The organism is Pseudoalteromonas sp. S3178 (assembly GCF_005886985.1).
GTDB classification, from domain to species: domain Bacteria; phylum Pseudomonadota; class Gammaproteobacteria; order Enterobacterales; family Alteromonadaceae; genus Pseudoalteromonas; species Pseudoalteromonas carrageenovora.
The window spans coordinates 39,609-63,598 of the sequence record NZ_PNCW01000024.1 but is presented as its reverse complement, the minus strand read 5'-3'; the positions used below and the strand labels follow the sequence as shown (position 1 = coordinate 63,598).

General features: G+C 39.1%; 21 protein-coding genes and 1 pseudogene. 9 read left to right on the top strand and 13 right to left on the bottom strand.

Features of this window, described 5'->3' with window-relative positions:
* Nucleotides 1-176 precede the first annotated feature (176 nt).
* Complete coding sequence (locus CWC11_RS06585; RefSeq protein ID WP_138682058.1) at nucleotides 177-1,499, top strand: DEAD/DEAH box helicase; 1,323 nt, start codon at nucleotides 177-179, stop codon at nucleotides 1,497-1,499.
* Between the two features lie 2 nt (nucleotides 1,500-1,501).
* Complete coding sequence (locus CWC11_RS06580) at nucleotides 1,502-2,335, top strand: CvfB family protein (RefSeq protein WP_058549124.1); 834 nt, start codon at nucleotides 1,502-1,504, stop codon at nucleotides 2,333-2,335.
* 22 nt (nucleotides 2,336-2,357) lie between these two features.
* On the opposite strand, the gene CWC11_RS06575 is transcribed toward CWC11_RS06580, so the two are convergent.
* The 10 genes from CWC11_RS06575 to gyrA form a co-directional block, all read right to left on the bottom strand.
* Nucleotides 2,358-2,732: a hypothetical protein gene (locus tag CWC11_RS06575; protein ID WP_138682057.1), complete on the bottom strand. Its 375-nt coding sequence runs from the start codon at nucleotides 2,730-2,732 to the stop codon at nucleotides 2,358-2,360.
* A 91-nt stretch (nucleotides 2,733-2,823) separates the two neighbouring features.
* Nucleotides 2,824-3,528, bottom strand: a complete 705-nt coding sequence (pyrF, locus tag CWC11_RS06570) for an orotidine-5'-phosphate decarboxylase (RefSeq protein ID WP_138682056.1) — start codon at nucleotides 3,526-3,528, stop codon at nucleotides 2,824-2,826.
* A gap of 46 nt (nucleotides 3,529-3,574) precedes the next feature.
* Nucleotides 3,575-4,711 (bottom strand): lipopolysaccharide assembly protein LapB, encoded by a 1,137-nt coding sequence (gene lapB / locus CWC11_RS06565; protein WP_058549121.1) that lies wholly within the window; start codon nucleotides 4,709-4,711, stop codon nucleotides 3,575-3,577.
* 2 nt (nucleotides 4,712-4,713) lie between these two features.
* Nucleotides 4,714-4,995, bottom strand: a complete 282-nt coding sequence (locus CWC11_RS06560) for a lipopolysaccharide assembly protein LapA domain-containing protein (RefSeq protein ID WP_138682055.1) — start codon at nucleotides 4,993-4,995, stop codon at nucleotides 4,714-4,716.
* Between the two features lie 21 nt (nucleotides 4,996-5,016).
* Nucleotides 5,017-5,304 carry an integration host factor subunit beta gene (gene ihfB / locus CWC11_RS06555; RefSeq protein WP_007583054.1) on the bottom strand — a complete coding sequence of 96 codons (288 nt, stop codon included), beginning with the start codon at nucleotides 5,302-5,304 and terminating at the stop codon, nucleotides 5,017-5,019.
* 66 nt (nucleotides 5,305-5,370) lie between these two features.
* Nucleotides 5,371-7,038 carry a 30S ribosomal protein S1 gene (gene rpsA, locus CWC11_RS06550; RefSeq protein WP_058549119.1) on the bottom strand — a complete coding sequence of 556 codons (1,668 nt, stop codon included), beginning with the start codon at nucleotides 7,036-7,038 and terminating at the stop codon, nucleotides 5,371-5,373.
* Between the two features lie 95 nt (nucleotides 7,039-7,133).
* Nucleotides 7,134-7,844 carry a (d)CMP kinase gene (gene cmk, locus CWC11_RS06545; RefSeq protein WP_138682054.1) on the bottom strand — a complete coding sequence of 237 codons (711 nt, stop codon included), beginning with the start codon at nucleotides 7,842-7,844 and terminating at the stop codon, nucleotides 7,134-7,136.
* 107 nt (nucleotides 7,845-7,951) lie between these two features.
* Nucleotides 7,952-9,229, bottom strand: coding sequence for a 3-phosphoshikimate 1-carboxyvinyltransferase (aroA, locus tag CWC11_RS06540; protein WP_138682053.1), 1,278 nt, complete (start codon nucleotides 9,227-9,229; stop codon nucleotides 7,952-7,954).
* Complete coding sequence (gene serC, locus CWC11_RS06535; protein ID WP_138682052.1) at nucleotides 9,229-10,311, bottom strand: 3-phosphoserine/phosphohydroxythreonine transaminase; 1,083 nt, start codon at nucleotides 10,309-10,311, stop codon at nucleotides 9,229-9,231. Before serC ends, aroA begins: the two co-directional genes overlap by 1 nt.
* Nucleotides 10,312-10,427: 116 nt before the next feature.
* The gene (gene gyrA / locus CWC11_RS06530; RefSeq protein WP_138682051.1) at nucleotides 10,428-13,127 is read right to left on the bottom strand and encodes a DNA topoisomerase (ATP-hydrolyzing) subunit A; all 2,700 of its coding nucleotides are present in this window, start codon (nucleotides 13,125-13,127) and stop codon (nucleotides 10,428-10,430) included.
* Nucleotides 13,128-13,305: 178 nt separating this feature from the next.
* On the opposite strand from gyrA, the gene ubiG reads away from it, so the two are divergent.
* From ubiG to yfaE, 5 genes are all read left to right on the top strand, one after another.
* Nucleotides 13,306-14,016 (top strand): bifunctional 2-polyprenyl-6-hydroxyphenol methylase/3-demethylubiquinol 3-O-methyltransferase UbiG, encoded by a 711-nt coding sequence (ubiG, locus tag CWC11_RS06525; RefSeq protein ID WP_138682050.1) that lies wholly within the window; start codon nucleotides 13,306-13,308, stop codon nucleotides 14,014-14,016.
* Complete coding sequence (locus CWC11_RS06520) at nucleotides 14,016-14,696, top strand: HAD family hydrolase (protein ID WP_138682049.1); 681 nt, start codon at nucleotides 14,016-14,018, stop codon at nucleotides 14,694-14,696. The genes ubiG and CWC11_RS06520 overlap by 1 nt, the downstream gene beginning before the upstream one ends.
* Before the next feature lie 1,075 nt (nucleotides 14,697-15,771).
* Complete coding sequence (nrdA, locus tag CWC11_RS06515; protein ID WP_058549112.1) at nucleotides 15,772-18,054, top strand: class 1a ribonucleoside-diphosphate reductase subunit alpha; 2,283 nt, start codon at nucleotides 15,772-15,774, stop codon at nucleotides 18,052-18,054.
* A 66-nt stretch (nucleotides 18,055-18,120) separates the two neighbouring features.
* Nucleotides 18,121-19,251, top strand: coding sequence for a class Ia ribonucleoside-diphosphate reductase subunit beta (gene nrdB / locus CWC11_RS06510; protein ID WP_138682048.1), 1,131 nt, complete (start codon nucleotides 18,121-18,123; stop codon nucleotides 19,249-19,251).
* Nucleotides 19,251-19,523: a class I ribonucleotide reductase maintenance protein YfaE gene (gene yfaE, locus CWC11_RS06505; RefSeq protein WP_138682047.1), complete on the top strand. Its 273-nt coding sequence runs from the start codon at nucleotides 19,251-19,253 to the stop codon at nucleotides 19,521-19,523. Before nrdB ends, yfaE begins: the two co-directional genes overlap by 1 nt.
* Nucleotides 19,524-19,529: 6 nt before the next feature.
* Here the strand turns inward: yfaE and CWC11_RS06500 are convergent, their stop codons facing one another.
* The gene (locus CWC11_RS06500) at nucleotides 19,530-20,132 is read right to left on the bottom strand and encodes a DUF1287 domain-containing protein (RefSeq protein WP_138682046.1); all 603 of its coding nucleotides are present in this window, start codon (nucleotides 20,130-20,132) and stop codon (nucleotides 19,530-19,532) included.
* A 25-nt stretch (nucleotides 20,133-20,157) separates the two neighbouring features.
* The gene (locus tag CWC11_RS06495; RefSeq protein WP_138682045.1) at nucleotides 20,158-20,631 is read right to left on the bottom strand and encodes a hypothetical protein; all 474 of its coding nucleotides are present in this window, start codon (nucleotides 20,629-20,631) and stop codon (nucleotides 20,158-20,160) included.
* 293 nt (nucleotides 20,632-20,924) lie between these two features.
* On the opposite strand from CWC11_RS06495, the gene CWC11_RS06490 reads away from it, so the two are divergent.
* Both CWC11_RS06490 and CWC11_RS23560 read left to right on the top strand, forming a co-directional pair.
* The gene (locus tag CWC11_RS06490) at nucleotides 20,925-21,335 is read left to right on the top strand and encodes a hypothetical protein (protein ID WP_138682044.1); all 411 of its coding nucleotides are present in this window, start codon (nucleotides 20,925-20,927) and stop codon (nucleotides 21,333-21,335) included.
* A 1,031-nt stretch (nucleotides 21,336-22,366) separates the two neighbouring features.
* A pseudogene (locus tag CWC11_RS23560) lies at nucleotides 22,367-22,456 on the top strand (class I ribonucleotide reductase maintenance protein YfaE); the annotation flags it as partial.
* Nucleotides 22,457-22,537: 81 nt separating this feature from the next.
* Here the strand turns inward: CWC11_RS23560 and aldA are convergent.
* Nucleotides 22,538-23,986 carry an aldehyde dehydrogenase gene (aldA, locus tag CWC11_RS06480; RefSeq protein WP_138682043.1) on the bottom strand — a complete coding sequence of 483 codons (1,449 nt, stop codon included), beginning with the start codon at nucleotides 23,984-23,986 and terminating at the stop codon, nucleotides 22,538-22,540.
* Nucleotides 23,987-23,990 lie beyond the last annotated feature (4 nt).

Here is a 23,990-nt window from a genome sequence, read left to right as displayed (position 1 = left end):
TAGCCTTAAGTGGCGTTTACCGAATCGTAAATCCGGCGCATATGGGGCGCGTATTTTACGCTTTTTATAATTAATTGCAAAAAATAGCGCTATAGATTGGTTTTTACTGTCGGCATAACCCCTGTGTAAGCTATAATGCGGCCATTAATTTAAGTTGCACATTGGAGAACACGACTTTGCACTTTACTGATCTTGGGATTGATACTCGCCTTGAAACACAATTAGCACATCAAGGGATCACCCAGCCCACAGATATTCAAGCACATGCAGTGCCTACCGCACTTGCAGGGCATGACATTTTTGCTCAGTCTAAAACTGGGTCGGGCAAAACATTAGCGTTTTTGTTACCTGCTGTTCAGCGAGTGATAAAACAAAAAGCGCTCAGTAAACGCGACCCTCGTGTACTTATCGTTGCACCTACCCGTGAGCTTGCAACGCAAGTATTTACTCAATTGCGCTTATTAATTGCCGGCACAAATATCAAAGCTGTAAAAATATTAGGCGGTGAGAACTTTAACGATCAAATTAAAGCGCTTCGTAACGACCCGCACTTTGTTGTTGCAACACCTGGGCGTTTGGCCGATCACATCACAAAACGCTCATTACAATTAAGTGGTTTAGAGCTATTAATTTTTGATGAAGCCGACCGTATATTAGATTTAGGCTTTACTGAACAGCTTAAAATGATTAATGAGCAAGCAAACCACCGTTTGCGTCAAACATTATTGTTTTCGGCAACACTTGATCATGCGCAAGTAGATGCTCTTTCGCGTAACTTATTAAAAAAACCAAAACAGATTACGCTTAGCGCAGCAAACGAGCAGCACAGTGATATTAAACAAACGCTTTATCTAGCCGATCACCTTGATCACAAAGAAGCGTTACTTGAACACTTTTTAAAGCAAGACGATGTTGGCCAATGTATTATTTTTACAGCAACCCGTGCCGATACCAGTCGTTTAAGTGAAGCTTTAAATGAAAAAGGGTTTAAATCAGTCGCGCTCGCTGGCGATTTAACACAAAGTAAGCGCCTTGAGATCATGGACTCGTTCAGCCGTGAAAACTTTAAAATACTAATTACCACTGATGTTGCTTCACGCGGCTTAGATTTATTAAGTGTAACGCACGTAATTAACTTTGATTTACCAAAACATGCTGAAGAATATGTACACCGTATAGGCCGCACAGGCCGCGCTGGTTTTAAAGGTAACGCGTTATCACTTGTGGGCCCTAAAGACTGGGCTAGCTATTTAGCAATAAAATCGTTTTTGAACGATGAGCTTGTATTTGCAAGTGTTGAAGGTTTAAAAGCAAAATTTAAAGGTATTAAAGAGAAAAAACCTGCTGCGACTGTAAAAACTAAAAAAGTAACGCAGGTTAAAAAACCACACGTTAAACGCAAAGCAAAACCTAAAAAACCAGTGGCACCAATTAAAGCCCCTATGAATATCGATGGCGATTCACCAATGCGCCGCAAAAAAAAGCCTGAGCAGGAATAATTATGAGTTACCTAGGAACAACACAAACCCTATTTGTAAAAGAAGTAAGTAACGAAGGTGCTTACCTTGACGGCCATGACTTAGGTGAAGTGTTTTTACCAAAACAAGAAATTAAACATGAGCTTGAAGCCGGTGATAGCATTAGTGTATTTATATATTTAGATAATGCTAACTTACCTACTGCCACCGTTAAAAAACCACATGCTCAAGTTGGTGAGTATGCCCTGCTTCGCGTTAAAGAAATAAATAGTATTGGTGCATTTATAGATTGGGGGCTTGATAAAGACGTACTAGTTCCATTTAACGAACAAAAGCCACGAATGCAAGAAGGCCATTCATACTTAGTTCGTTTGTATCTTGATAATGCAAGCCAACGTATATGTGCATCGAATAACTTTAACCGCTTTTTATCAAAAGATGAGCCTGAATATTCACACCTTCAAGAAGTTGATTTGATTGTTGCTGGTAAAACAGACATTGGTTACAAAGTGTTAATTGAAGAATCTCACTTTGGTGTTGTGTTTTATAACATGGTATTCAAAAATTTATTTGTTGGGCAAAAACTTAAAGGGTTTGTTCAAAAGGTACGTGAAGATGGTAAAATTGACGTTGTACTTGAAAAGCCTGGCATGGGTAAAGTAAGTGATCTTAGTGAAAAGATTTTAGAGAAGCTCAAACAAGAAGGTGGAATACTTGCCATTGGTGATAAGTCAGATCCTGAGCTTATAAAAAAGGTTTTCTCAACGAGTAAAGCTAACTATAAAAAAGCAATTGGTGGATTATTTAAACAAGAGCTAATAGAGATTGAAGCGAAATCCATTCGCTTAAAATCTTAATATAAAATATGTCCGCTGAGTTCTAACCTAAAATATATTTATAAGGCAATGTACATTGTGTGTATTGCCTTGAATAATCTAACACTTCAACTTCACTTTCTAAATTAAGTGGCGCTAAACGAAATACTTTCTTTTCACACTCTAACTTTTTGTTTTCATGCTGCGATAAGCACTCATTTACCGTAATATGTTGTGTATTTAGAGTCGCCTCATTTTTGTAACATAAGTGGTGTGCGTAGTCTTCCATTGTTTTTTTAAAATCAAACATATTAACAGGATACACAGAAATTATATCTGTAACTGTACTGACACCATCATATGCTTTACTTGAAAGTACATACTTATTAACCGAAAAACCAGCAACTATAATTAATATAGAACCTAAAAATAACTTCAAAATAAACCCCTACAACATTTTGATTTTATTAATGTAACACAAAATATATATAAGGTAAGGGTTTAGCACTAAATAACTGGTTTTTGTTAAGCTAGCTTATTGAGCTGTTAACATCTTCCAATACTTTTACTGGATTGTCAGCTTTAGTAATCGGCCTACCAATAACTAAATAATCACTTCCGGCATCTACTGCTTGTTTAGGCGTCATAATACGTTTTTGATCGCCAGCATCACTTCCCTCAGGCCTTATACCAGGAGTAACTAATTTAAAATTATTACCTAGTTCAGCTTTTAAAATTTTAGCTTCTTGAGCAGAACAAACAACACCATCAAGTCCTGCCTCTTTTGCTAACTTAGCTAGATGCATAACTTGTTGCTGTGCTGACTTTTCTACGCCTAAGCGTTTTAGCTCAACTTCATCCATACTTGTTAATACAGTTACAGCAATTAAAAGTGGTGCTTTATCGCCAAATTTTTCGAGTGCTTGTTTAGCTTTACTCATCATTTCAAAACCGCCAGATGCATGTACGTTCACCATCCACACGCCCATATTTGCTGCTGCAGTAACTGCTTTAGCTACCGTATTAGGGATATCATGAAATTTTAAATCTAAAAATACATCAAAGCCTAAATCAATTAACTCTTTAACAAATGCAGGCCCAAAGTAAGTAAACATCTCTTTGCCCACTTTTAGTCGGCAAGTATCAGGTGAAAGTTGCTTTACAAAACTAAGGGCGGCTTCTTGAGAATCATAATCTAGGGCAATAAGAATTTTTTTTGAATGTTCGAAAGACATAGCTATCCTAATGAATGGCAGTAAAGTTATAAATAGTTAGGGGTTATTAAAATCCGTCTAAGCCTCTACTTGGCACAATGGTTTCCCAATGTTTGCAAGATGGGCAATTCCAGTAAATTGTGTGACTGGTAAATCCACAGTGCTGACATTGGAAATCAGGTTTTGTGGCTATATACGAAGTAACAAGCTTATCAATTTCATTGAGTACTTCTTTTGTATTTTTATTTTGATTACCCATAAGCTGCAATAAAAAACTAAAACCGCGAATAGTCGGTTGGCGCTTTAAACTGTCAGTTAAAAAATCAAATGCTTGCTTGGTATGCCCCTGCTCTAATAAAGCTTGGCAATGTTTTATTTTTATTAGCACGCCACCTTTATCTAAAAGGTCATTTAATAAATCATGAAACTGATGAGTTAAATTTAATTGTTTATAGCTATGCGCTAGCTCATCAATAAATAACGGGGCAAACAACGTAAACTGACAAACAAGTTCACGCCAGTAATAAATAGCTTTAACGTAATCCTCGCTTGTATAAGCAGTTAAACCTAGTTCGTAAAGGGGCCTAATTGCTTTGTAATTTAAGCTTATCGCTTTACGCATTAATTGTGGATTATTATTACTCAATGCTAATTCACAATAAAAGTTAGCAATGGCTTTAAAATGCTGCTCTTTAGAAAATAGCTCGCTATGGGCTTCAAACATATTGATGCCTTTTTCCCACTCTCGGGTTTGCGAATAAAGAGTAATAATAGGGTCAAGCGCTTCAGGCTCACCTGCTTTAACAAGCCAAACCAAATGCTCTTCTGCACTATCAAGTAAACCTGCCATAATATAATCTTCGGCAAGTTCTAAACGCGTAGTTGCAGATTCTTTTTCGCTTAAGCTAGGATGCTTTAAAAGAAGTTCATGAATTTTAATAGCGCGGTCTAGTTCACCTCGACGGCGAAACATAGTAGCTAATGTAGAATAATGTTCAACAGAATCAGCGGCTACTTCGAGCAAGTTGATTAAATGCTCTAAACCCTGATCTTCTTCTCTATCAAGTAAAAACTTTAAGCCTTTACTATATTCAGATGTGATCTGTCTGTTAAGTTGATGAGCTTGGTTTTTAGCACTATTTTTACCCATTATCCAGCCGTAACCAGCAGCTACAGGCAGTAGTAAAAACAAAAGCTCAATCATAATTAGGCGTCTTTATTAGCGGGAAGCTTGTTTTTATCTTTTTCAGGCGCTAATTGTTTTTTTAAACGGTAATTTTGCCACTTTAACTTAGAAAATATTTTAAAGCTTATAAAGCAGCCAATTACAACACCTATTAAAAAGCAGATACTTATTATTACAGCTAAAGGTAATGTATTACTGGCAATAATATAATTAATTTGTACTAATTGTGGGTTTTGAGATCCCAATACAAATGCGCAAATAAGAAAAAACGCAACCAGAATAATTTTTAATACCTTAAACAAGTAACTACTCCAATGAGTTAACTAGGCAATACTCTCGTTTACGCGGTCGCGCAATTCTTTGCCAGGTTTAAAATGAGGTACATGCTTTCCTTCAAGCTCAACTGTATCGCCAGTCTTAGGGTTACGACCTGTGCGAGGAGCGCGGAAATGCAAAGAGAAACTACCAAAACCTCTGATCTCAATACGATCCGAAGTAGATAATGAGCCGGCCATTTGTTCAAGAATTTCTTTTACTGCATTTTCAACATCTTTCACTGGAACGTGTGCGTGTTGTTCCGCAAGTGTTTCTATCAATTCTGACTTAGTCATAGCGTTTCCTTAAAAAGAGATATAGGAAGGGCAATAATGCCCTTCCAACTAAAAACTAATTATATATTAGTCTTTTTGTGCATTTGCGAAAGCAGCTGCCATTGCGTTTTCAAACACTGGCTCTTCTTTCTTAAGCTTCTCAAGTACTTCTTTCTCTTCTGCTTCGAAAAGAGCTTTAACTGATAAGCTTAAAGTGCGGTTCTTACGATCAACACCAACGTATTTAACTTCAATCTCGTCGCCTACAGAAACAACAGTAGTTGCATCTTCAACGCGCTCTTGAGCGATATCAGCTACACGGATGTAACCTTCAACGCCTTCGATAAGTTCAACAGTTGCGCCTTTCGCATCAACTTCAGTCACTTTACCTTTAACAATAGCACCTTTTTTGTTTGCATCAAGGTAGTTATTGAATGGGTCAGCTTCGATTTGCTTAACACCTAGAGAGATACGTTCACGCTCTGGGTCAACTTGCAATACGATAGCAGTGATTTCGTCGCCTTTCTTGAATTCACGTACAGCTTCTTCGCCAGGTGTATTCCAAGAAATGTCTGAAAGGTGTACAAGACCATCAATACCACCGTCAAGACCGATAAAGATACCGAAGTCAGTGATTGATTTGATCTTACCAGTAACTTGATCGCCTTTGTTTTGAAGACGAGCAAATTCCTGCCAAGGATTAGCAATACATTGCTTAAGACCAAGAGAAATACGACGACGTTCTTCGTCGATTTCAAGAACCATAACTTCAACGTTGTCGCCAAGGCTTACAACTTTAGAAGGATGGATGTTCTTGTTAGTCCAATCCATTTCAGAAACGTGTACTAGACCTTCAACGCCTTCTTCAATTTCTACGAAGCAACCGTAATCAGTAAGGTTAGTTACACGACCAGAAAGCTTAGAACCTTCTGGGTAACGACCAGCGATAGCTGCCCATGGATCTTCGCCAAGCTGTTTAAGGCCTAGAGATACACGAGTTTTATCTTTGTCGAATTTAAGAACTTTAACTGCGATTTCGTCACCAACATTAACGATCTCTGAAGGGTGCTTAACACGCTTCCAAGCCATATCTGTAATGTGTAGTAGACCATCAACACCACCAAGGTCAACGAATGCACCGTAGTCAGTAAGGTTCTTAACGATACCTTTAACTTCTTGACCTTCAACAAGGTTAGCAAGAAGCTCTTCACGTTCTTGTGAGTTTTCAGACTCGATAACTGCACGACGTGAAACAACAACGTTGTTACGTTTTTGGTCAAGCTTGATTACTTTAAATTCAAGCTCTTTGCCTTCAAGGTGAGTTGTGTCACGTACTGGACGAACATCAACAAGTGAACCAGGTAGGAAAGCACGGATTGAATCAACTTCAACTGTGAAACCGCCTTTAACTTTACCGTTGATAACACCAGTAACAGTCTCTTGCTCTTCACATGCTTTCTCAAGACGGATCCACGCTTCGTGACGCTTCGCTTTCTCACGAGAAAGGATAGTTTCACCGAAACCGTCTTCAATTGCATCTAGTGCAACATCTACTTCGTCGCCTACAGCAACTTCAAGTTCACCAGCAGCATTTTTGAACTGCTCTGCAGGGATAGCACTTTCTGATTTAAGACCAGCATCTACAAGTACAATGTTATTCTCGATAGAGATTACTGTACCTTTAACAATAGAGCCTTGCTCTGCTTCAAAACCCTTTAAGCTTTCTTCAAATAACTGCGCAAAATTTTCTGACATACGAATATACGTCTCATATATTAATACCAATAAGCAACCATGCTGCATGGGGTTGTTAAAATAGCACTGGCATCCTGCTGGCGCATAAAAAGTGTTTAGCTTCGTTTAGGAAGCCGACCTTCAGAGATTGCAATATCAACTAAAGTTATAACTTTATCAAACACTTGCTGAGCATTAAGCTCACTAGTGTCCATCTCGATAGCATCTTCTGCAGGTACAAGCGGAGCAACGGCACGATTCATATCGCGCTCGTCACGAGCTTGAATGTCCTGTAATAGACCACTTAGTGTAACATCATGGCCGCGCTCATTCAACTCAACAAAGCGTCTACGAGCACGTTCTTCTGCACTAGCGGTTAAATATATTTTTAACGGCGCATCTTGAAATACCACAGTGCCCATATCTCTGCCATCGGCAATTAAGCCATTTTCAGTGCGAAACGCACGCTGGCGACGTAATAGAGCTTCACGAACGCGAGGTAAAGCAGCTACTTTCGATGCAGCTGCACCCACTTCTTCATTACGAATAGTGGTTGTTACGTCTTCGCCTTCTAAAATAACTTTTCCTGCATTCGTTTGGCTATCTACCAAAAACTGCACATCTAAGTTTGCAGCAAGCGGGACTAACCCTTCTTCATTATCTAATGCGATTTGGTGATGAAGTGCAGCTAAAGATAAAACGCGATAAATCGCACCGCTATCTAACACATCCCACCCTAACTTGTCGGCTAACAAGCGACAAACAGTTCCTTTACCTGAACCACTTGGGCCATCAACGGTGATCACGGGCATTAATAACGCCTGCATTTAAAACCTCCTGCAATGCACACCTAAATAAACCGCGACATTATACGTCAGTTATTAAAATATATCTGCTATAAGTGTGTAACTTTTTATAAATAGTTATAAAAGCCCTATTCACTTACCGACGCTAAAACATTGAAAAAAGTAGGGAATGTTTTATAAGTACACTTAGGATCATTAATGGTTATAGGCTTTCCGCCTACGGCAACCATTGAAAAACACATAGCAATACGGTGATCGTCATAGGTATCAATAGCAACGTCATTAAATGTTTCCGGTGGTGTGATCTCTATAAAATCTTCACCTTCTACTACATGCGCACCTACTTTACGAAGCTCGGTAGCCATTGCATATAAACGATCTGTCTCTTTTACGCGCCAGTTATATATATTGCGAATAGCGGTTGGGCCTTTGGCAAAAAGCGCAACGGTTGCAAGTGTCATAGCAGCATCAGGGATAGCATTAGCGTCAATGTCTACGCCTTTTAATTCGCCCTTTCGAACCACTAAACGCTCATCATACCACTCTACTTTAGCGCCTACTTGTTCCATTACTTTTGCAAAACCAATATCACCTTGAACCGATTTAGCGCCAACGCCTTTAATTTCAATCTCGCCGCCAGCAATAGCTGCTGCTGCAACAAAATAAGAAGCCGACGATGCATCACCTTCAACCATTATTCGTTCAAGTGATTGGTACTGTTGACCACCTTTTACTTTAAAGGTTGCATAATTATCGTGCTGAACATTAATTCCAAAACGGGCCATAACGCCTAAAGTAATATCAATATAAGGCTTAGAGACTAAAGTACCTTTAATTGTTATGTGTGTATCACCGCTAAATAAAGGAGCTGCCATTAATAAAGCCGTTAAAAATTGACTTGAAATACTGCCGTCAATTTCAACTTCTCCGCCATTTATTTGCCCCCCCACTATTTTAAGTGGTGGATAATCTTTATGTTTAGTGTAAGTAATGTCACCGCCTAGTGCCTGCAGTGCATCAACTAAGTGCCCTATTGGGCGCTCTTCCATGCGTGGCTCGCCTATTAACTCATATTCGCCACTTACAGCCGCAAGCACTGCTGTTAAAGGGCGATATGCAGTCCCAGCATTGCCTAAAAACAAAGGCTCACTAGGCGTTTTAAAAACACCACCTACGCCATTTACAGTCGCTACGGTGCGCTCTTCATTAAGTGTTACATTTACACCTAAAAGCTTTAAAGCCCCCAACATATGACGAATATCATCACTATCAAGTAAGTTCTCTACAACGGTTGTTCCATTAGCAAGTGCTGCTAATAATAAAATACGGTTTGATAAGCTTTTTGACCCAGGTAAAGTTACTGAGCCATTTACACGAGAAATAGGCTCTAAGCGAAGTTGCTCCATTAGCTATTCTCCTTTGCAAAGCTAGCCATAAAATCCACAAGCGCCTGAACACCTTCAAGAGGCATTGCGTTATAAATACTTGCACGCATACCGCCAACTATTCTGTGACCCTCAAGTGCTAACAAACCTGCGTCTTTAGATTGCGTAACAAACTTTTCATTTAAGCTTTCATCATTAAGCCAAAATGGAACATTCATTCGTGACCGACAGTGCTTAGCTACTTTATTGGTATAAAAAGACGATTCATCAATAAAGTCATAAAGTAACTGCGCTTTTGCAATATTTTGCGTTTCCATTGCTTTAACGCCGCCATTACTTTCAAGCCATTCAAATACTTCAGCAGCTAAATACCATGCAAAAGTAGGTGGAGTGTTAAACATGCTACCCTGTTTTGCTTCAAGGGCGTAATCTAAAATCCCTGGCTTTGCTAGGCCTTCACGCTCGAGTAATGTTTTACGAACAATAACGATTGAAATACCCGATGGACCGATATTTTTTTGTGCACCAGCATAGATTAAATCAAATTTATTAACGTCGATCTCGCGAGATAAAATAGTCGATGACATATCTGCGACAATTGGCGCTGTTGGGTGTGTTGGTACTTCAAAAATTTCTAGTCCATCTACCGTTTCATTAGGACAGTAGTGAATGTACGAAGCATCAGCAGGTAAAACCCAGTCAGCTACCTGTTTTATTGAAAACTCGCCATTAGCATCATTACGTACATCAATAGAGGTTGCTTTAGTAAACTTATTAGCTTCATCCGTTGCACTTCTAGACCACACACCATTTTCGCAATAAACCGCAGCTTTACCTTCTTGGTGCAAGTTTAAAGGGACGGCACTAAATTGACCGCGACCACCACCGTGCATAAATAGCACTTCAAACTCATCACTAATGTTCATTAATCGACGAAGGCTGGCTTCGCATTTAGCTGTGAGAGCTAAAAAGTCTTTACTGCGATGGCTTATTTCCATCACAGACACACCTAAGTCTTGCCAATCTAAGAATTCTTTTTGTGCTTTTTGCATAACCGCTTGCGGAAGCATAGCTGGCCCCGCACAAAAATTGTATTTACTCATTACCTTTGCCTCATTCCAGTAATTTAACTACTGAGCATAAATAATAAAATTTATGCCCTATTAATTTTTTTCAACAACATTAAAAAAAGCGGCCTTAGCCGCTTTTTCAATTTCAATTATTCAGAAGGAGGATTGTCATCCACGGCTTCGTCTATAACTGCATCAACTGTTTCAACGTCTTCAATATCAATTAAGTCACTTTCTGTAACTTCAATCTCTTCGATACGTTGTAAACCAACTACTTGCTCTTCGTCAATAGTTCTGATCAAAATAACACCTTGCGTGTTACGTCCAACCGTAGAAACTTCATTAACGCGAGTACGTACTAAGGTACCACGATTAGAAATAATCATTATTTCATCGTTATCGTCAACTTGTACAGCACCTACTACAGCACCGTTACGCTCACTCACCTTGATAGATACAACACCTTGTGTTGCACGGCTCTTAGATGGGTAATCTTCAAGTTGAGTACGTTTACCGTAACCGTTTTCAGTAACGGTTAAAATTGCACCATCCGTTTTTGGCACAATTAAAGATACTACACGTTGATCATCGGCCATTTTAATACCACGAACACCGGTAGCTGTACGACCCATAGGACGTACACCTTTGAAACGAATTTCTGGGTTACCCTCCTCGTCTAGAACCGGGTTACCGTCTTCATCAACTACCGCTGATTCTTCAGCTTCTTTAAAGCGTACAACTTTACCTGCATCAGTAAACAACATAATTTCATTGCTACCATCGGTAATATCAACACCAATTAGGCTATCGCCTTCATTTAGGTTAACCGCAATAATACCGCTCGCACGTTGACGACTGTATGCTGTTAGTGGTGTTTTCTTCACTGTACCAAATGCTGTAGCCATAAAGATGTATTTATCATCTTCGTATTCGCGTACAGGTAAGATAGCAGTAATACGCTCATCATCTTCAAGTGGCAATAAGTTAACAATTGGCTTGCCGCGCGCAGCACGACTTGCAAGTGGTAACTGGTAAACTTTAAGCCAGTATAAACGGCCCGCAGTTGAGAAACACAATATTGTATCGTGCGTGTTTGCCACTAATAAACGCTCAATGAAATCTTCATCTTTCATCTTCGTTGCAGATTTACCTTTACCACCACGACGCTGCGCTTCGTAATCAGATAACGCCTGATACTTAACATAACCCTCGTGAGAAAGCGTAACAACTACGTTTTCTTCAGTAATTAAATCTTCTAAGCTAATATCGTGTGCAGCAGCATTAATCTCAGTACGACGCTCATCACCATATTGCTCTTTTATTTCAACTAGCTCATCACGAATAACTTCCATTAAACGCTCAGGTGTAGCCAAAATGTATAATAGTTCAGCAATTAAATCTAAAAGCGCTTGATATTCAGTTAAGATCTTTTCATGTTCAAGACCTGTTAACTTGTGTAAGCGTAAATCTAATATTGCTTGAGCTTGTTGCTCAGAAATATAGTACTGCCCATCACGAATACCTAACTCCGCAGCTAACCAATCAGGACGAGCTACATTGTCTTCGCCGGCTTTTTCAAGCATGGCTTGTACATTACCTAATTCCCACGGACGCGCTGTTAAAGCAACTTTAGCTTCAGCAGGTGTTGGAGATTTACGAATAAGCTCAATTATTGGGTCAATGTTAGCAAGTGCAATTGCTAAGCCTTCAAGCGTGTGTGCACGGTCGCGGGCTTTACGTAAGTCAAACACGGTACGACGAGTTACTACTTCACGGCGGTGAATAATAAACTCTTCAAGCATTTCTTTTAAGTTAAAACACTTAGGTTGATTATTAATTAACGCAACCATATTCATACCAAACACAGTTTGTAACTGAGTTTGAGAATATAAGTTGTTTAATATTACTTCACCTACGTCACCACGTTTTATCTCAATAACGATACGCATACCGTCTTTATCAGATTCATCACGTAATGCGCTAATGCCTTCAATTTTCTTATCTTTAACAAGCTCAGCTATTTTTTCAATTAAGCGTGCTTTATTTACTTGATAAGGAATTTCATGAACGATGATTGTTTCGCGACCCGTTTTTTCATCGGTTTCGATGTCGGCGCGTGCACGCATGTACACTTTACCACGGCCAGTTAAATAGGCTTGTTCGATGCCTTTTTTACCGTTGATAATTGCAGCAGTTGGGAAATCAGGGCCTGGGATATAATCCATTAACTCATGAATAGTTAAATCAGGATTTTGAATAAGTGCTAAACAGCCATTAACCACTTCAGTTAAGTTATGTGGTGGGATGTTAGTCGCCATACCTACCGCAATACCTGATGAACCATTTACTAATAAGTTAGGAACCTTCGTTGGTAAAACGTCAGGAATTTGCTCTGTGCCATCGTAGTTAGGTACGAAATCAACCGTTTCTTTTTCAAGATCGGCCAATAACTCATGCGACATTTTTGCCATACGTACTTCTGTATAACGCATTGCCGCTGCTGAATCACCATCAACCGAACCGAAGTTACCTTGGCCATCTACAAGCATATAACGTAGAGAGAATGGCTGTGCCATACGGACTATTGTGTCATAAACTGCACTATCGCCGTGTGGGTGGTATTTACCGATTACATCACCGACCACACGGGCCGATTTTTTGTAAGGCTTGTTCCAATCATTACTAAGCTCGTTCATTGCAAACAAAACGCGGCGGTGAACAGGTTTTAAACCATCACGTACGTCTGGTAGTGCACGTCCTACAATTACACTCATCGCGTAATCTAAGTAGGAGTTTTTTAACTCGTCTTCAATATTGACTGGCAGAATTTCATTGGCGAGATCAGTCATTTGATATCACATTCCTTCAGTATCAGCTCTTTGCAACCCGGTATTAGGCGCCAAGAGTATTTGTTATTATTTCTAAGTGACCATGCTATCACAATTAATTTAGATTTACAGGCGCAAAACTTTGCGATTTATCAATTTAGCCCTATATAATGGCCTCAGATTGACGAGGAAGTACTTTATGACCGAACATCAAAATGTAGATCACGCAGAAATAGCAAAATTTGAAGCCATCGCAGAGCGTTGGTGGGACCAAGACGGAGAGTTTAAACCTCTTCACGAAATTAACCCATTACGATTAGACTTTATAGCTAATAAAACTCGAGGCCTATTCGACAAAGAAACACTCGACGTAGGTTGCGGTGGCGGTATACTCAGCGAAAGTATGGCACGTATGGGGGCAAACGTAACAGGCATAGACATGGGGCAAGAGCCCTTAACTATTGCTAAATTACACAGTTTAGAAACAGGTGTAAATGTAGATTACATAAAAGTACCTGCCGAAGAATTTGCGTCACAGCATCCTGAACGCTTCGACGTTATAACCTGTATGGAAATGTTAGAGCACGTGCCCGACCCTGCCTCTATCATTCATGCTGTAGCAGACCTTGCTAAGCCAGGCGCAGACGTTTTTTTCTCTACCCTTAATAAAACCCCTAAGTCTTATTTGTATGCCATTGTTGGCGCAGAAAAGCTGCTAAAAATGGTACCAGAAGGTACGCACGACCATAAAAAGTTTATTAAGCCTGCGCAATTAATCGCATGGGCAGAGCAAGCTGGATTAAAAGTGCGTGCAAGTGCTGGATTAACTTATAACCCGTTTTCAAAGCAATACACACTAAATACAGATGTAAGCGTTAATTACATACTTCATTTTGAGAAGTTAGCTTAATGGCTGGCTCTCAAACCCCCACTTCACTTGTAAATTACGATGCGTTTTTATTTGACTTAGACGGTACGCTTCTTGATACCGCAGATGATTTAGGCGCAGCTTTGAATGCTGTACTTCGCTCGCAAGGCGTAGATGAAGTAACCAGCGATGTTTATCGCCCTGCTGCCTCTAACGGTGCAGGTGCATTATTAGAAGCTGGTTTTAAAGCGTTATGGCCTGAGCAAGCACAAAGCACACTTATTAAACAGCTTGTTGATGAGTATGCTGCAAACATAGCAAATCAAACCGTTTGTTTTTCTGGTATAGAATCACTACTTATTGCGCTTTCGCATAAAAAGATCAAATGGGGGATCATGACTAACAAACCCGGTTTTTTAACTGATCCTTTAGTGGCTGCTATTCCCGCTTTAAAAGATGCAAGTGTTGTGATCAGTGGCGATACTTTAGCTGAGGCTAAACCCTCGCCTTTACCACTTATACATAGTGCAAAACTGATGGGGGTAGACCCCAAACGCTGCTTGTACATTGGCGATGCACAGCGTGACATTCAAGCAGGCAAAGCTGCAGGTATGCATACCGCCACAGCACTTTGGGGCTATGTACCTAGCATTGACGAAGCTGTTAGCTGGAATGCCAACTTTAACTGGCAAAGTCCGATTGATGGATTCAACCATATATAGTGCCATGTTAATTATTAAACACTATATACTGTGATTGCGTTAGTTTTTACGCAAAGCTTGATGATAAAAAAACCAGTCGAAATTTATTTTCAAGATGCGTAAATTAAGCAGAACATTAGTTTACTTTTTAAACGCTCATAGTTTAATTGTCATTTAAGTGTGAGCGTCTACTAACACAATTACATTATCCCAAAGTTATCCACAAACAGGGGAAAGTATGTCCCTTGCAAAACAACTCAGACCACATTAAAGTTTTCTTAACACTTTGATGGGATCGATATTTCAACTGAGTGGAGGGACTAGCATCATATTCAAAGTTAATGAATATGATGCTAGTAAAGACACTTGCTAATATTTTAGGAATTAGGAAAGCGTCCAAGTTTGGAAGTTTGAGCGTATCTTATTCTTATATTATCGGCAAGTGACTAAACTCAGATTTAGGATAACTAAAATTGAAGTTCAGTTTATCTATAGAAATTTCAGAGAGTGTGGTAATAGGTATTTTTAAAATTATTACACTGAGCAGCATGCTCTTTGCTTAAACTTAAATGGGCTATCTTTTAGCCCATTTCTATTTCTTACCTCTAATTATGCTTTTTATTTTTGAAAGCATTGGATCAGGAACATTATACAATTAACTTAGATAGGTCGTTAAAGCCATATATAGTGCCATGTTAATTATTAAACACTATATATTGTGATTGTGTTAGTTTTTACGCAAAGCTTGATGATAAAAAAACCAGTCGAAATTTATTTTCAAATTGCGTAAATTTAGCAGATCATTAGTTGATTTTTACATATTTCAACTTAAATGATTGTTCGAAGGTGAGTGTCTACTAACACAATTACGTTATCCCAAAGTTATCCACAAACAGGGGCAATTATGTCCCTTGCAAAACAACTCAGACCACACTATCTTGTGATCTCTAAATTGAACAACACCAGATATTGTGGCCAAATGTTATTCAATTAAATTCGCCAATACGGTGAAACTTATAATAAATGAGTATGTACCTTGCTATTGCAAGGTATAAGGCATTGGTCAAAATACATAATCCCCAAGGAATACAGGCAAATGAACCAACAGTTATCTGTAAGCAAGCGTGACGGGCGTAAAGAGCCTCTTGATCTGGATAAGATCCATCGCGTTATTGAATGGGCCGCCGAAGGTTTAAAAAACGTATCGGTTTCGCAAGTTGAATTAAAATCACACATTCAGTTTTACGACGGTATTCGTACTAAAGATATTCACGAAACCATTATTAAAGCAGCTGCAGATCAGATTTCAAAAGAATCGCCTGATTACCAGTACTTAGCGGCACGTTTAGCCGTGTTCCATTTACGTAAAAAAGCGTATGGCCAGTTTGAGCCACCACGTTTATTTGACCACGTAACAAAAATGGTTGAAGACAAACGCTACGACGCTCATTTACTTGTAGATTACACAGAGCAAGAGCTTGACGAGTTAGATGCATACCTAGATCATTCTCGCGATCTTAACTTTAGCTACGCAGCAGTAAAACAGCTTGAAGGTAAATACTTAGTTCAAAACCGTGTATCGGGTGAAATTTACGAAAGTGCACAGTTTTTATATATTTTAGTGGCCGCGAGCTTGTTCTCTGACTACCCACGTGAAACACGTACTGATTACATCAAACGTTTTTACGATGCGGTATCAATGTTCAAAATATCATTGCCTACGCCTATTATGTCGGGTGTACGTACGCCTACTCGTCAATTTAGCTCTTGTGTACTTATTGAATGTGGCGACAGCCTTGATTCAATCAATGCAACGTCGTCAGCTATTGTAAAATACGTTTCTCAGCGTGCGGGTATTGGTATTAACGCAGGTCGTATTCGTGCTCTAGGTAGCCATATTCGTAACGGCGAAGCATATCACACCGGTTGTATTCCATTTTACAAGCACTTTCAAACAGCAGTTAAAAGCTGTTCACAAGGCGGTGTACGCGGCGGCGCAGCAACATTGTTCTACCCGCTTTGGCACTTAGAAGTAGAAAACCTACTCGTACTTAAAAATAACCGTGGTGTAGATGACAACCGTGTTCGTCACTTAGATTACGGCGTACAGTTTAATAAATTAATGTATTCTCGTTTAATTAAAGACGACTACATTACGTTATTTAGCCCATCAGACGTACCAGGTCTTTACGACGCCTTCTTTGAAGACCAAGACGAGTTTGACGCGTTATACATTAAATACGAGCAAGACGACTCAATTCGTAAAAAGCGTATTAAAGCAATTGAGCTTTTCTCAATGTTTGCTCAAGAGCGTGCGAGCACAGGTCGTATTTACTTACAAAATGTGGATCACTGTAATACGCATAGCCCGTTTATTTCAAAAGTGGCGCCAATTCGCCAATCTAACTTATGTTTAGAAATTGCATTGCCAACTAAGCCATTAAATAACGTGAACGACGAAGAAGGCGAAATTGCTCTTTGTACACTGTCTGCGTTTAACTTAGGTGCCATTGAGTCACTTGATGAGCTTGAAGAACTCGCTGAGCTTGCAGTACGTGCACTTGATAACTTACTTGATTTCCAAGACTACCCAGTACCGGCTGCACGTAATGCCACGATGGGTCGTCGTACGTTAGGAATAGGTGTAATCAACTACGCATACTACTTAGCTAAAAACGGTAAGCGTTACTCAGACGGCAGCGCAAATGCACTAACTCACAAAACATTTGAAGCTATTCAATATTACTTAATGAAAGCGTCTAATGAGCTTGCTAAAGAACGTGGTGCATGTCCTAAGTTTAACGAAACAACGTACTCTCAAGGTATTATGCCAACAGATACGTACAAACGTGACCTAGACAAAATTTGTGATGAACCTCTTCACCTAGATTGGGATTCACTACGTGCGAGCATTCAAGAGCACGGTATGCGTAACTCAACACTAAGTGCGTTAATGCCATCAGAAACATCGTCGCAAATTTCTAACGCAACTAACGGTATTGAGCCACCACGTGGTCACATTAGCGTTAAAGCAAGTAAAGACGGCATTTTGAAGCAAGTAGTACCTGAGTACGAACGTTTGAAAGATAATTACGAGCTATTGTGGGATATTCCATCAAACGATGGTTACTTGCAACTTGTAGGCATAATGCAAAAATTTATTGACCAAACTATCTCGGCCAATACTAATTATGATCCAAACAAATTCGAAGGTGGTAAAGTACCTATGAAGGTCTTATTAAAAGACTTACTAGGCGCCTACAAATTAGGTGTTAAAACCTTGTACTACCATAATACGCGCGATGGTGCATCTGATGCACAAGACGACACGCCAGAAGTCGAAGATGACGATTGTGCAGGCGGCGCGTGTAAAATATAGTTGCTGATTTTAATTTTAAGCGGGCATTTAGCCCGCTTTGTTCTGATAGTTTTTTGAGTGATAAACATGTCTTATACTACTTTTAGCCGTAATCATAATAACCAAATGCAAGAGCCAATGTTTTTTGGCCAAACTGTAAACGTATCGCGTTACGATCAACAAAAATACCCTATTTTCGAAAAGTTGATTGAAAAGCAACTGTCTTTCTTTTGGCGTCCTGAGGAAGTAGATGTAAGTAAAGACCGTTTAGATTTCCAAGCATTACCAGATCACGAAAAGCACATATTTTTAAGTAACTTAAAATATCAAACATTGCTTGATAGTGTTCAAGGGCGATCGCCTAACGTTGCCCTACTTCCTATTGTATCTATTCCAGAATTAGAAACGTGGATAGAAACATGGGCATTTAGTGAAACAATTCACAGCCGCTCATACACGCACATCATTCGTAACGTAACGCAATCACCAGAGCTTATTTTTGATGATATTGTGAGTAATGACAAAATCAGCGAGCGTGCTGACGCGGTAACAACGTACTACGATGATTTAATTAATTCTGTATCGCTTTACAACCTATACGGCGAAGGCAAACACGAGATTAACGGTAAAACAGTTATTGTTAATTTATTCGAACTTAAAAAGAAACTTTACCTTGCTATGATGTCGGTAAACATTCTTGAAGCAATTCGTTTTTACGTTAGCTTTGCATGTTCGTTTGCGTTTGCTGAACGTGAATTAATGGAAGGTAACGCTAAAATCATCAAGCTAATCGCACGTGATGAAGCACTTCACCTTTCGGGTACTCAGCATATTTTAAATATTATGCAAGATGGTAAAGACGACCCAGAAATGGCGATTGTTGCTGCGCAGTGTCGTGAAGAAGCTATTAAAATGTTTGTAGAAGCCGCAGAGCAAGAAAAAGAATGGGCAGAGTACTTATTCAAAGATGGCTCTATGATTGGTTTAAACAAACACATTTTATGTCAGTATGTTGAATACATTACTAATGCACGTATGACCGCTATTGGCCTACCTGCTCAGTTTGATAACAACAGCAACCCTATACCATGGATTAACTCATGGCTTGTATCAGACAACGTGCAAGTAGCACCACAAGAAGCTGAAATTAGTTCGTACCTTGTTGGTCAAATTGATTCACAAGTAGATGCCTCAGAATTTGGTGACTTTGATTTATAATGAGTGACAAACCCACTGCAAGCATAACGCTTGCAGATAACAGCCAGTGTATAGAATTTACCACTGGCTGCCCTTCAGTTTTACAGTGCTTAGAATCCCAAAAAATAGACGTAGCGTATCAATGCCGCGAAGGCTATTGCGGTGCCTGTCGAGCAACATTAGTTTCTGGTAACGTGGAATATAACGAAGAGCCACTGGCGTTTGTGCGCGAGGGAGAAATACTCCTCTGTTGCTGTAAACCTAGTGGTGATATAAGCATAAATATAAAATAAAGCGCTTTAATTGTTAGTAATAAAATGCTCGCTTGCGTAGCGGTAATGCCCGGTGATTGGGTAGGCAAATAACATATCGCTTTTTTCAGGCCCTCGACCAATATTGTGTACAATTAGTGGGTTATCGCCTTCACCTGAGCTTTCACTAACAACCATACCAATATGCGGTAAATTACCGGGTAACATCCAGGTAACTATATCCCCTACATTGTAATCCTTAGGGTTTGTAGATTTAGCTAACACAGCACCATGTTTTTGAAAATACACTTGAAGGTTTGGAACACGGCGATGGTCTATATTTTTATCTGGTTTTGATAACCCCCATATTCGCTTTGACGGGTATTGGGTGAAGTGTACTTGCATATCTTCGTGTACATTTTTTTGTAAATCGACACCAAGTTGGCGGTAAGCGCGAATAATTACATCTGTACACACCCCAATATTACTAGGCACATCGCCGCCTGGGTAGGCAATCGAATAATAAGCACCATTATAGGTAATATTGTGAGTTGTTCTATCAATTAAAGCGTCGGCTATGTCTTCATCAAACGTATTAGCACCACTAGTAAAAGATATAAGTGTAAATAAAAATAGATGATACCGAGTCATATAACGTCCTTTTAAAACTGTTTGCTCATAGTGTCTTAGCGACATGTTTTGGGATGTTAATTCCCTTTCCTGCATTAGTAAAATGCGCATCAAGCCCATAAGCCATTAACTCAAGTGGTGCGTTATGATAACCACACTGCTGAATTTCACTTATGTAACGAAGCATAAATGCGTCGGCGCCTAGCTCAAGCCACTGCGCAACATGAACAAGTTCATGAAAATGAACCCTTAAATTAGTAGCGACGTGGGGAAGTATATAATAAGTATTTTTATACGTTATACCCGCCGCGTCCGTATCGACAAAATCACCTAGGCCCACTTCTCGTAAACTCGCAAAGTCTGGCTTTGGTATTTGGTCTACGACAACGTAATATGCGTTTTTTAAAAACTCGGTGGGATAAAACCCATAAAATTCGTTACTGAATTTATCACAACTCACTTTTTGACTACTGTATTTTAAATTTGTAGCGTCAATCCAATTTTCTATTTGTTCTAACACAGCTCCTCTCCTAAAGTAGAAATGCAACACACCATGTGTAAACCTTAATCTAATATTGTAGTAAATTTTTTAACCAGCACTTTTAGTATAAACACCTCGCAACTAGCGAAGAAAATAGAATGCATAGAGTATCTAAACAAAAAGCTCTCAATCAAAATTATCATATAAGCATAACCGGTCTATAAACAGTAAAAACCTTTCTTATACTTTTTAAAGTGTTATTATTTGTAACTAAAATAGTAACACTTAAAATCATGTATAATTTTACTAATACACTCTTTCGCATGAAAATAATGCGTTTCAGTCCCATTGTCTTACTGGTCATATTAAGTAATATAGCAAATGCTGAAAATATAAAACCGTTCACATCAGATGGCTGCAGTGCTTTTCCGGATGGCACCACAAAAGATAAAAAGTTGTGGCTTGCATGTTGTAAAGAGCACGACTACGCCTACTGGCAAGGTGGCACTTATTGGCAACGCTTAGAAGCAGATAAAGCCTTGCAACAGTGTGTTATTGAAGCCGGTGAAACGAGTATAGCGAACCTTATGCTTGCTGGAGTTCGATTTGGTGGCAGCCCTTATATACCATCGACTTTCAGATGGGGCTATGGTTGGTCCTATCCTAGGTTATATCAAGCATTAACAGCTGATGAAATTAAGCAAATTGCTGCTTTTAAAACGGTATTAACTCAAACCAATTAACACATTGTGAAAACTGGGTTATGCAAATAATATCAAAAGGAATTGAATCACTATGCTTATACTGCTGAGTATCATTTTAACTTTGTTTCCAACGTTAATATCTTATTTTGTTTCACGTAATTACGCTAAAAAAGCTAAAGCGACTAATAAAGGTGCTTACATCAGAGCAGTGCTTTGGCCAAGTGTTTTCTCGTGGACTCTATTTGCTGCTGTTGGGCACGGTGCAATCATCTTCCCCTTACCTTCAACGTTCGCGGTCGTGTTATATTTGTTTCTATATGATGAACATGGTACATATTTTCACCCTCATATATTTTTAAGCCCAACGATTCCAATCGCAGTTTATTTAATAAGCTATTTCAAATACAAAAAAGCAGCTGAAAAAAACTGACGTCCTAATCCACTCTTTACACGATATTAAGGTTTACAGCGGCTCTTACTCATGCTGTATTCTTCTTAGCTGTGAAACTTGAATGCTAATATTTGAATATAAATGTGTAAATAACTGGTCTGGTAAATTATTAAACTGTCAAGATAAATCTATGAGCTTATTTGCGTACCATAAAATAAAAGACTTTCAAAACAAGACCTACTTATAAATATGTAAATGCAGACGGTAAAAATTTTCTATCTAAATGCCAGTGCGCCACATAAACAAAACGCTCAGTTTGTACACCCTCCTTACAGCTACCTCGAAATACATACACAAAGCCCACCTACTAAGCATTTAGATTGGTTACATAATAAGCTCAAAGTTAATAATTAAACATCTATATACGAGATATGGCTGCACCTGTTGATGCTTGAAAGTTTAATGCGTTTATTACATAAGTTGTGAACGCATATTTAGAAGAATTAACCCCAGTAATACACCCTTTATTTAAAAAGCAGCCAATCAAGATATGATGCAAAGAGTAACAAGCTGAGTCTTTAGCATATACAATAAAGTAAACTATTAGTAATAAGCAGTATTTATAAGGTGTATAAAATAGTACCCAAGTGTTAAACCATTATAACTGGACTCACAATCTAACGAAGAGGCTCTTGCGTTTGTACGCGAGGGAGAAATACAGCTGTGCTGCTGTAAACCTAATGGTGATATAAGCATAAATATAAAATAATTTATGAGCAAAAAAAAGCCGATAATTATCGGCTTTGTTATTTATAAATCAGCTACCCAGGGAGATTGTTGTTTTATCATATTATTTTTCTTTTAAGTAAACGGTTTTCTTTTCAAGATATTGCTCTAAACCAAACTTACCGTCTTCACCGCCAAAGCCACTTTGTTTCCAGCCGTTATGAAAACCTTGATGCTGCTCACCCATACCGCGGTTAATATATACCTCACCCACTTCTAATTCGTTAATGGCTTTATTAATATCAAAAAAGTTTTGAGTGAATATATATGCGCTTAAGCCATAAATACTGTCGTTACAGTACTGTATTGCTTGGTCCATATCTTTAACTTTTACAATAGGGAGTACTGGACCAAAAGTTTCTTCGTGCACCGCAATGTTATCTTGCTTAACGTCTACAAGTAACGTTGGTTCGTACCAGCAGCCGCCTTCAAAACCTGCAACAGATGCCACTTTACCACCAGTGGCAATGCTTGCACCTTGCTTAATACTTTGTTGAACAATGTGGTCAATATTATCTATTTCACGTTGATTGCACTTAGGCCCCATTTGTGTATCTGGGTTCATAGGATCCCCAACACGCAGTGCTTTTACAGCGGGTATAAATTTAGCCATAAACGCATCGTAAATAGACTCTTGAACATATAAACGCTCAACACAAGTACATACTTGGCCACAGTTAGCAAAGCGTCCCCAAAGTGCGCCTTCAACAGCTTGATCAAGATCAGCATCGGCCATTACAGCCATTGGTGCTTTACCACCAAGTTCAAGCATTACAGGTGTCATGTATTCTGCGCTAGTTTTATAAATTTGCTTACCTGCCGCAGTAGAGCCTGTCATGGTGATCATTTTAGTTATTGGACTTTCACACAATGCTTGCCCAACAACAGAGCCTGAGCCATTTATCACGTTTAACACACCTACTGGAATGCCTGCATCGTTTGCTAAACGGCCAAGCTCGGTAGTTGCTAAAGGCGTTTCTTGGGTTGGTTTTAGTACAATAGAGTTACCTGTAATTAACGCAGGTCCAATTTTACGACCAGCCAATGCCAGCGGAAAATTCCACGCAGTAATGCCCACAACTACGCCACGTGGCACTTTATGAATATATATTTTTTCGTCATCATTGTCTGAAGGTAAAATATCGCCTTCAATTGTTAACGCATGGTCGCATGCGTAATCAATAAATGTAGCAGTTACATCCACTTCCATCTCAGCAACTGATAACAATTTGCCTTGCTCTGCCACCAGCATTGGTGCAAGCGTATTTTTGTTTTCACGAATTTTATTAGCAAATTCCCGCAATATGTTTTGGCGTGTTCTGGCTGTTAATTTAGCCCATTTTTTTTGACCAGCTTGCGCAGATTCAAGCGCAAATTGTGCATCGTCTGCACAGCCTTTTGGTATTTCACCAATTTTTTTACCCGTAGAGGGGCTTAGTATTTCAATGATGCCGCTTGCTTTAGACGCAACATATTCACCGTTTATAAAATTTACATTATTATGGAAGTTCATCGAA

Bases quoted from the DNA above. Each gene is read 5' to 3' on its own strand.
- CWC11_RS06580 (WP_058549124.1), top strand. From the start codon at position 1,502: ATGAGTTACCTAGGAACAACACAAACCCTATTTGTAAAAGAAGTAAGT.
- pyrF (WP_138682056.1), bottom strand. From the start codon at position 3,528: ATGTCTTTCGAACATTCAAAAAAAATTCTTATTGCCCTAGATTATGAT.
- lapB (WP_058549121.1), bottom strand. From the start codon at position 4,711: ATGATTGAGCTTTTGTTTTTACTACTGCCTGTAGCTGCTGGTTACGGC.
- ihfB (WP_007583054.1), bottom strand. From the start codon at position 5,304: ATGACTAAGTCAGAATTGATAGAAACACTTGCGGAACAACACGCACAC.
- rpsA (WP_058549119.1), bottom strand. From the start codon at position 7,038: ATGTCAGAAAATTTTGCGCAGTTATTTGAAGAAAGCTTAAAGGGTTTT.
- cmk (WP_138682054.1), bottom strand. From the start codon at position 7,844: ATGCAGGCGTTATTAATGCCCGTGATCACCGTTGATGGCCCAAGTGGT.
- aroA (WP_138682053.1), bottom strand. From the start codon at position 9,229: ATGGAGCAACTTCGCTTAGAGCCTATTTCTCGTGTAAATGGCTCAGTA.
- serC (WP_138682052.1), bottom strand. From the start codon at position 10,311: ATGAGTAAATACAATTTTTGTGCGGGGCCAGCTATGCTTCCGCAAGCG.
- gyrA (WP_138682051.1), bottom strand. From the start codon at position 13,127: ATGACTGATCTCGCCAATGAAATTCTGCCAGTCAATATTGAAGACGAG.
- ubiG (WP_138682050.1), top strand. From the start codon at position 13,306: ATGACCGAACATCAAAATGTAGATCACGCAGAAATAGCAAAATTTGAA.
- CWC11_RS06520 (WP_138682049.1), top strand. From the start codon at position 14,016: ATGGCTGGCTCTCAAACCCCCACTTCACTTGTAAATTACGATGCGTTT.
- nrdA (WP_058549112.1), top strand. From the start codon at position 15,772: ATGAACCAACAGTTATCTGTAAGCAAGCGTGACGGGCGTAAAGAGCCT.
- nrdB (WP_138682048.1), top strand. From the start codon at position 18,121: ATGTCTTATACTACTTTTAGCCGTAATCATAATAACCAAATGCAAGAG.
- yfaE (WP_138682047.1), top strand. From the start codon at position 19,251: ATGAGTGACAAACCCACTGCAAGCATAACGCTTGCAGATAACAGCCAG.
- CWC11_RS06500 (WP_138682046.1), bottom strand. From the start codon at position 20,132: ATGACTCGGTATCATCTATTTTTATTTACACTTATATCTTTTACTAGT.
- CWC11_RS06490 (WP_138682044.1), top strand. From the start codon at position 20,925: ATGCGTTTCAGTCCCATTGTCTTACTGGTCATATTAAGTAATATAGCA.
- aldA (WP_138682043.1), bottom strand. From the start codon at position 23,986: ATGAACTTCCATAATAATGTAAATTTTATAAACGGTGAATATGTTGCG.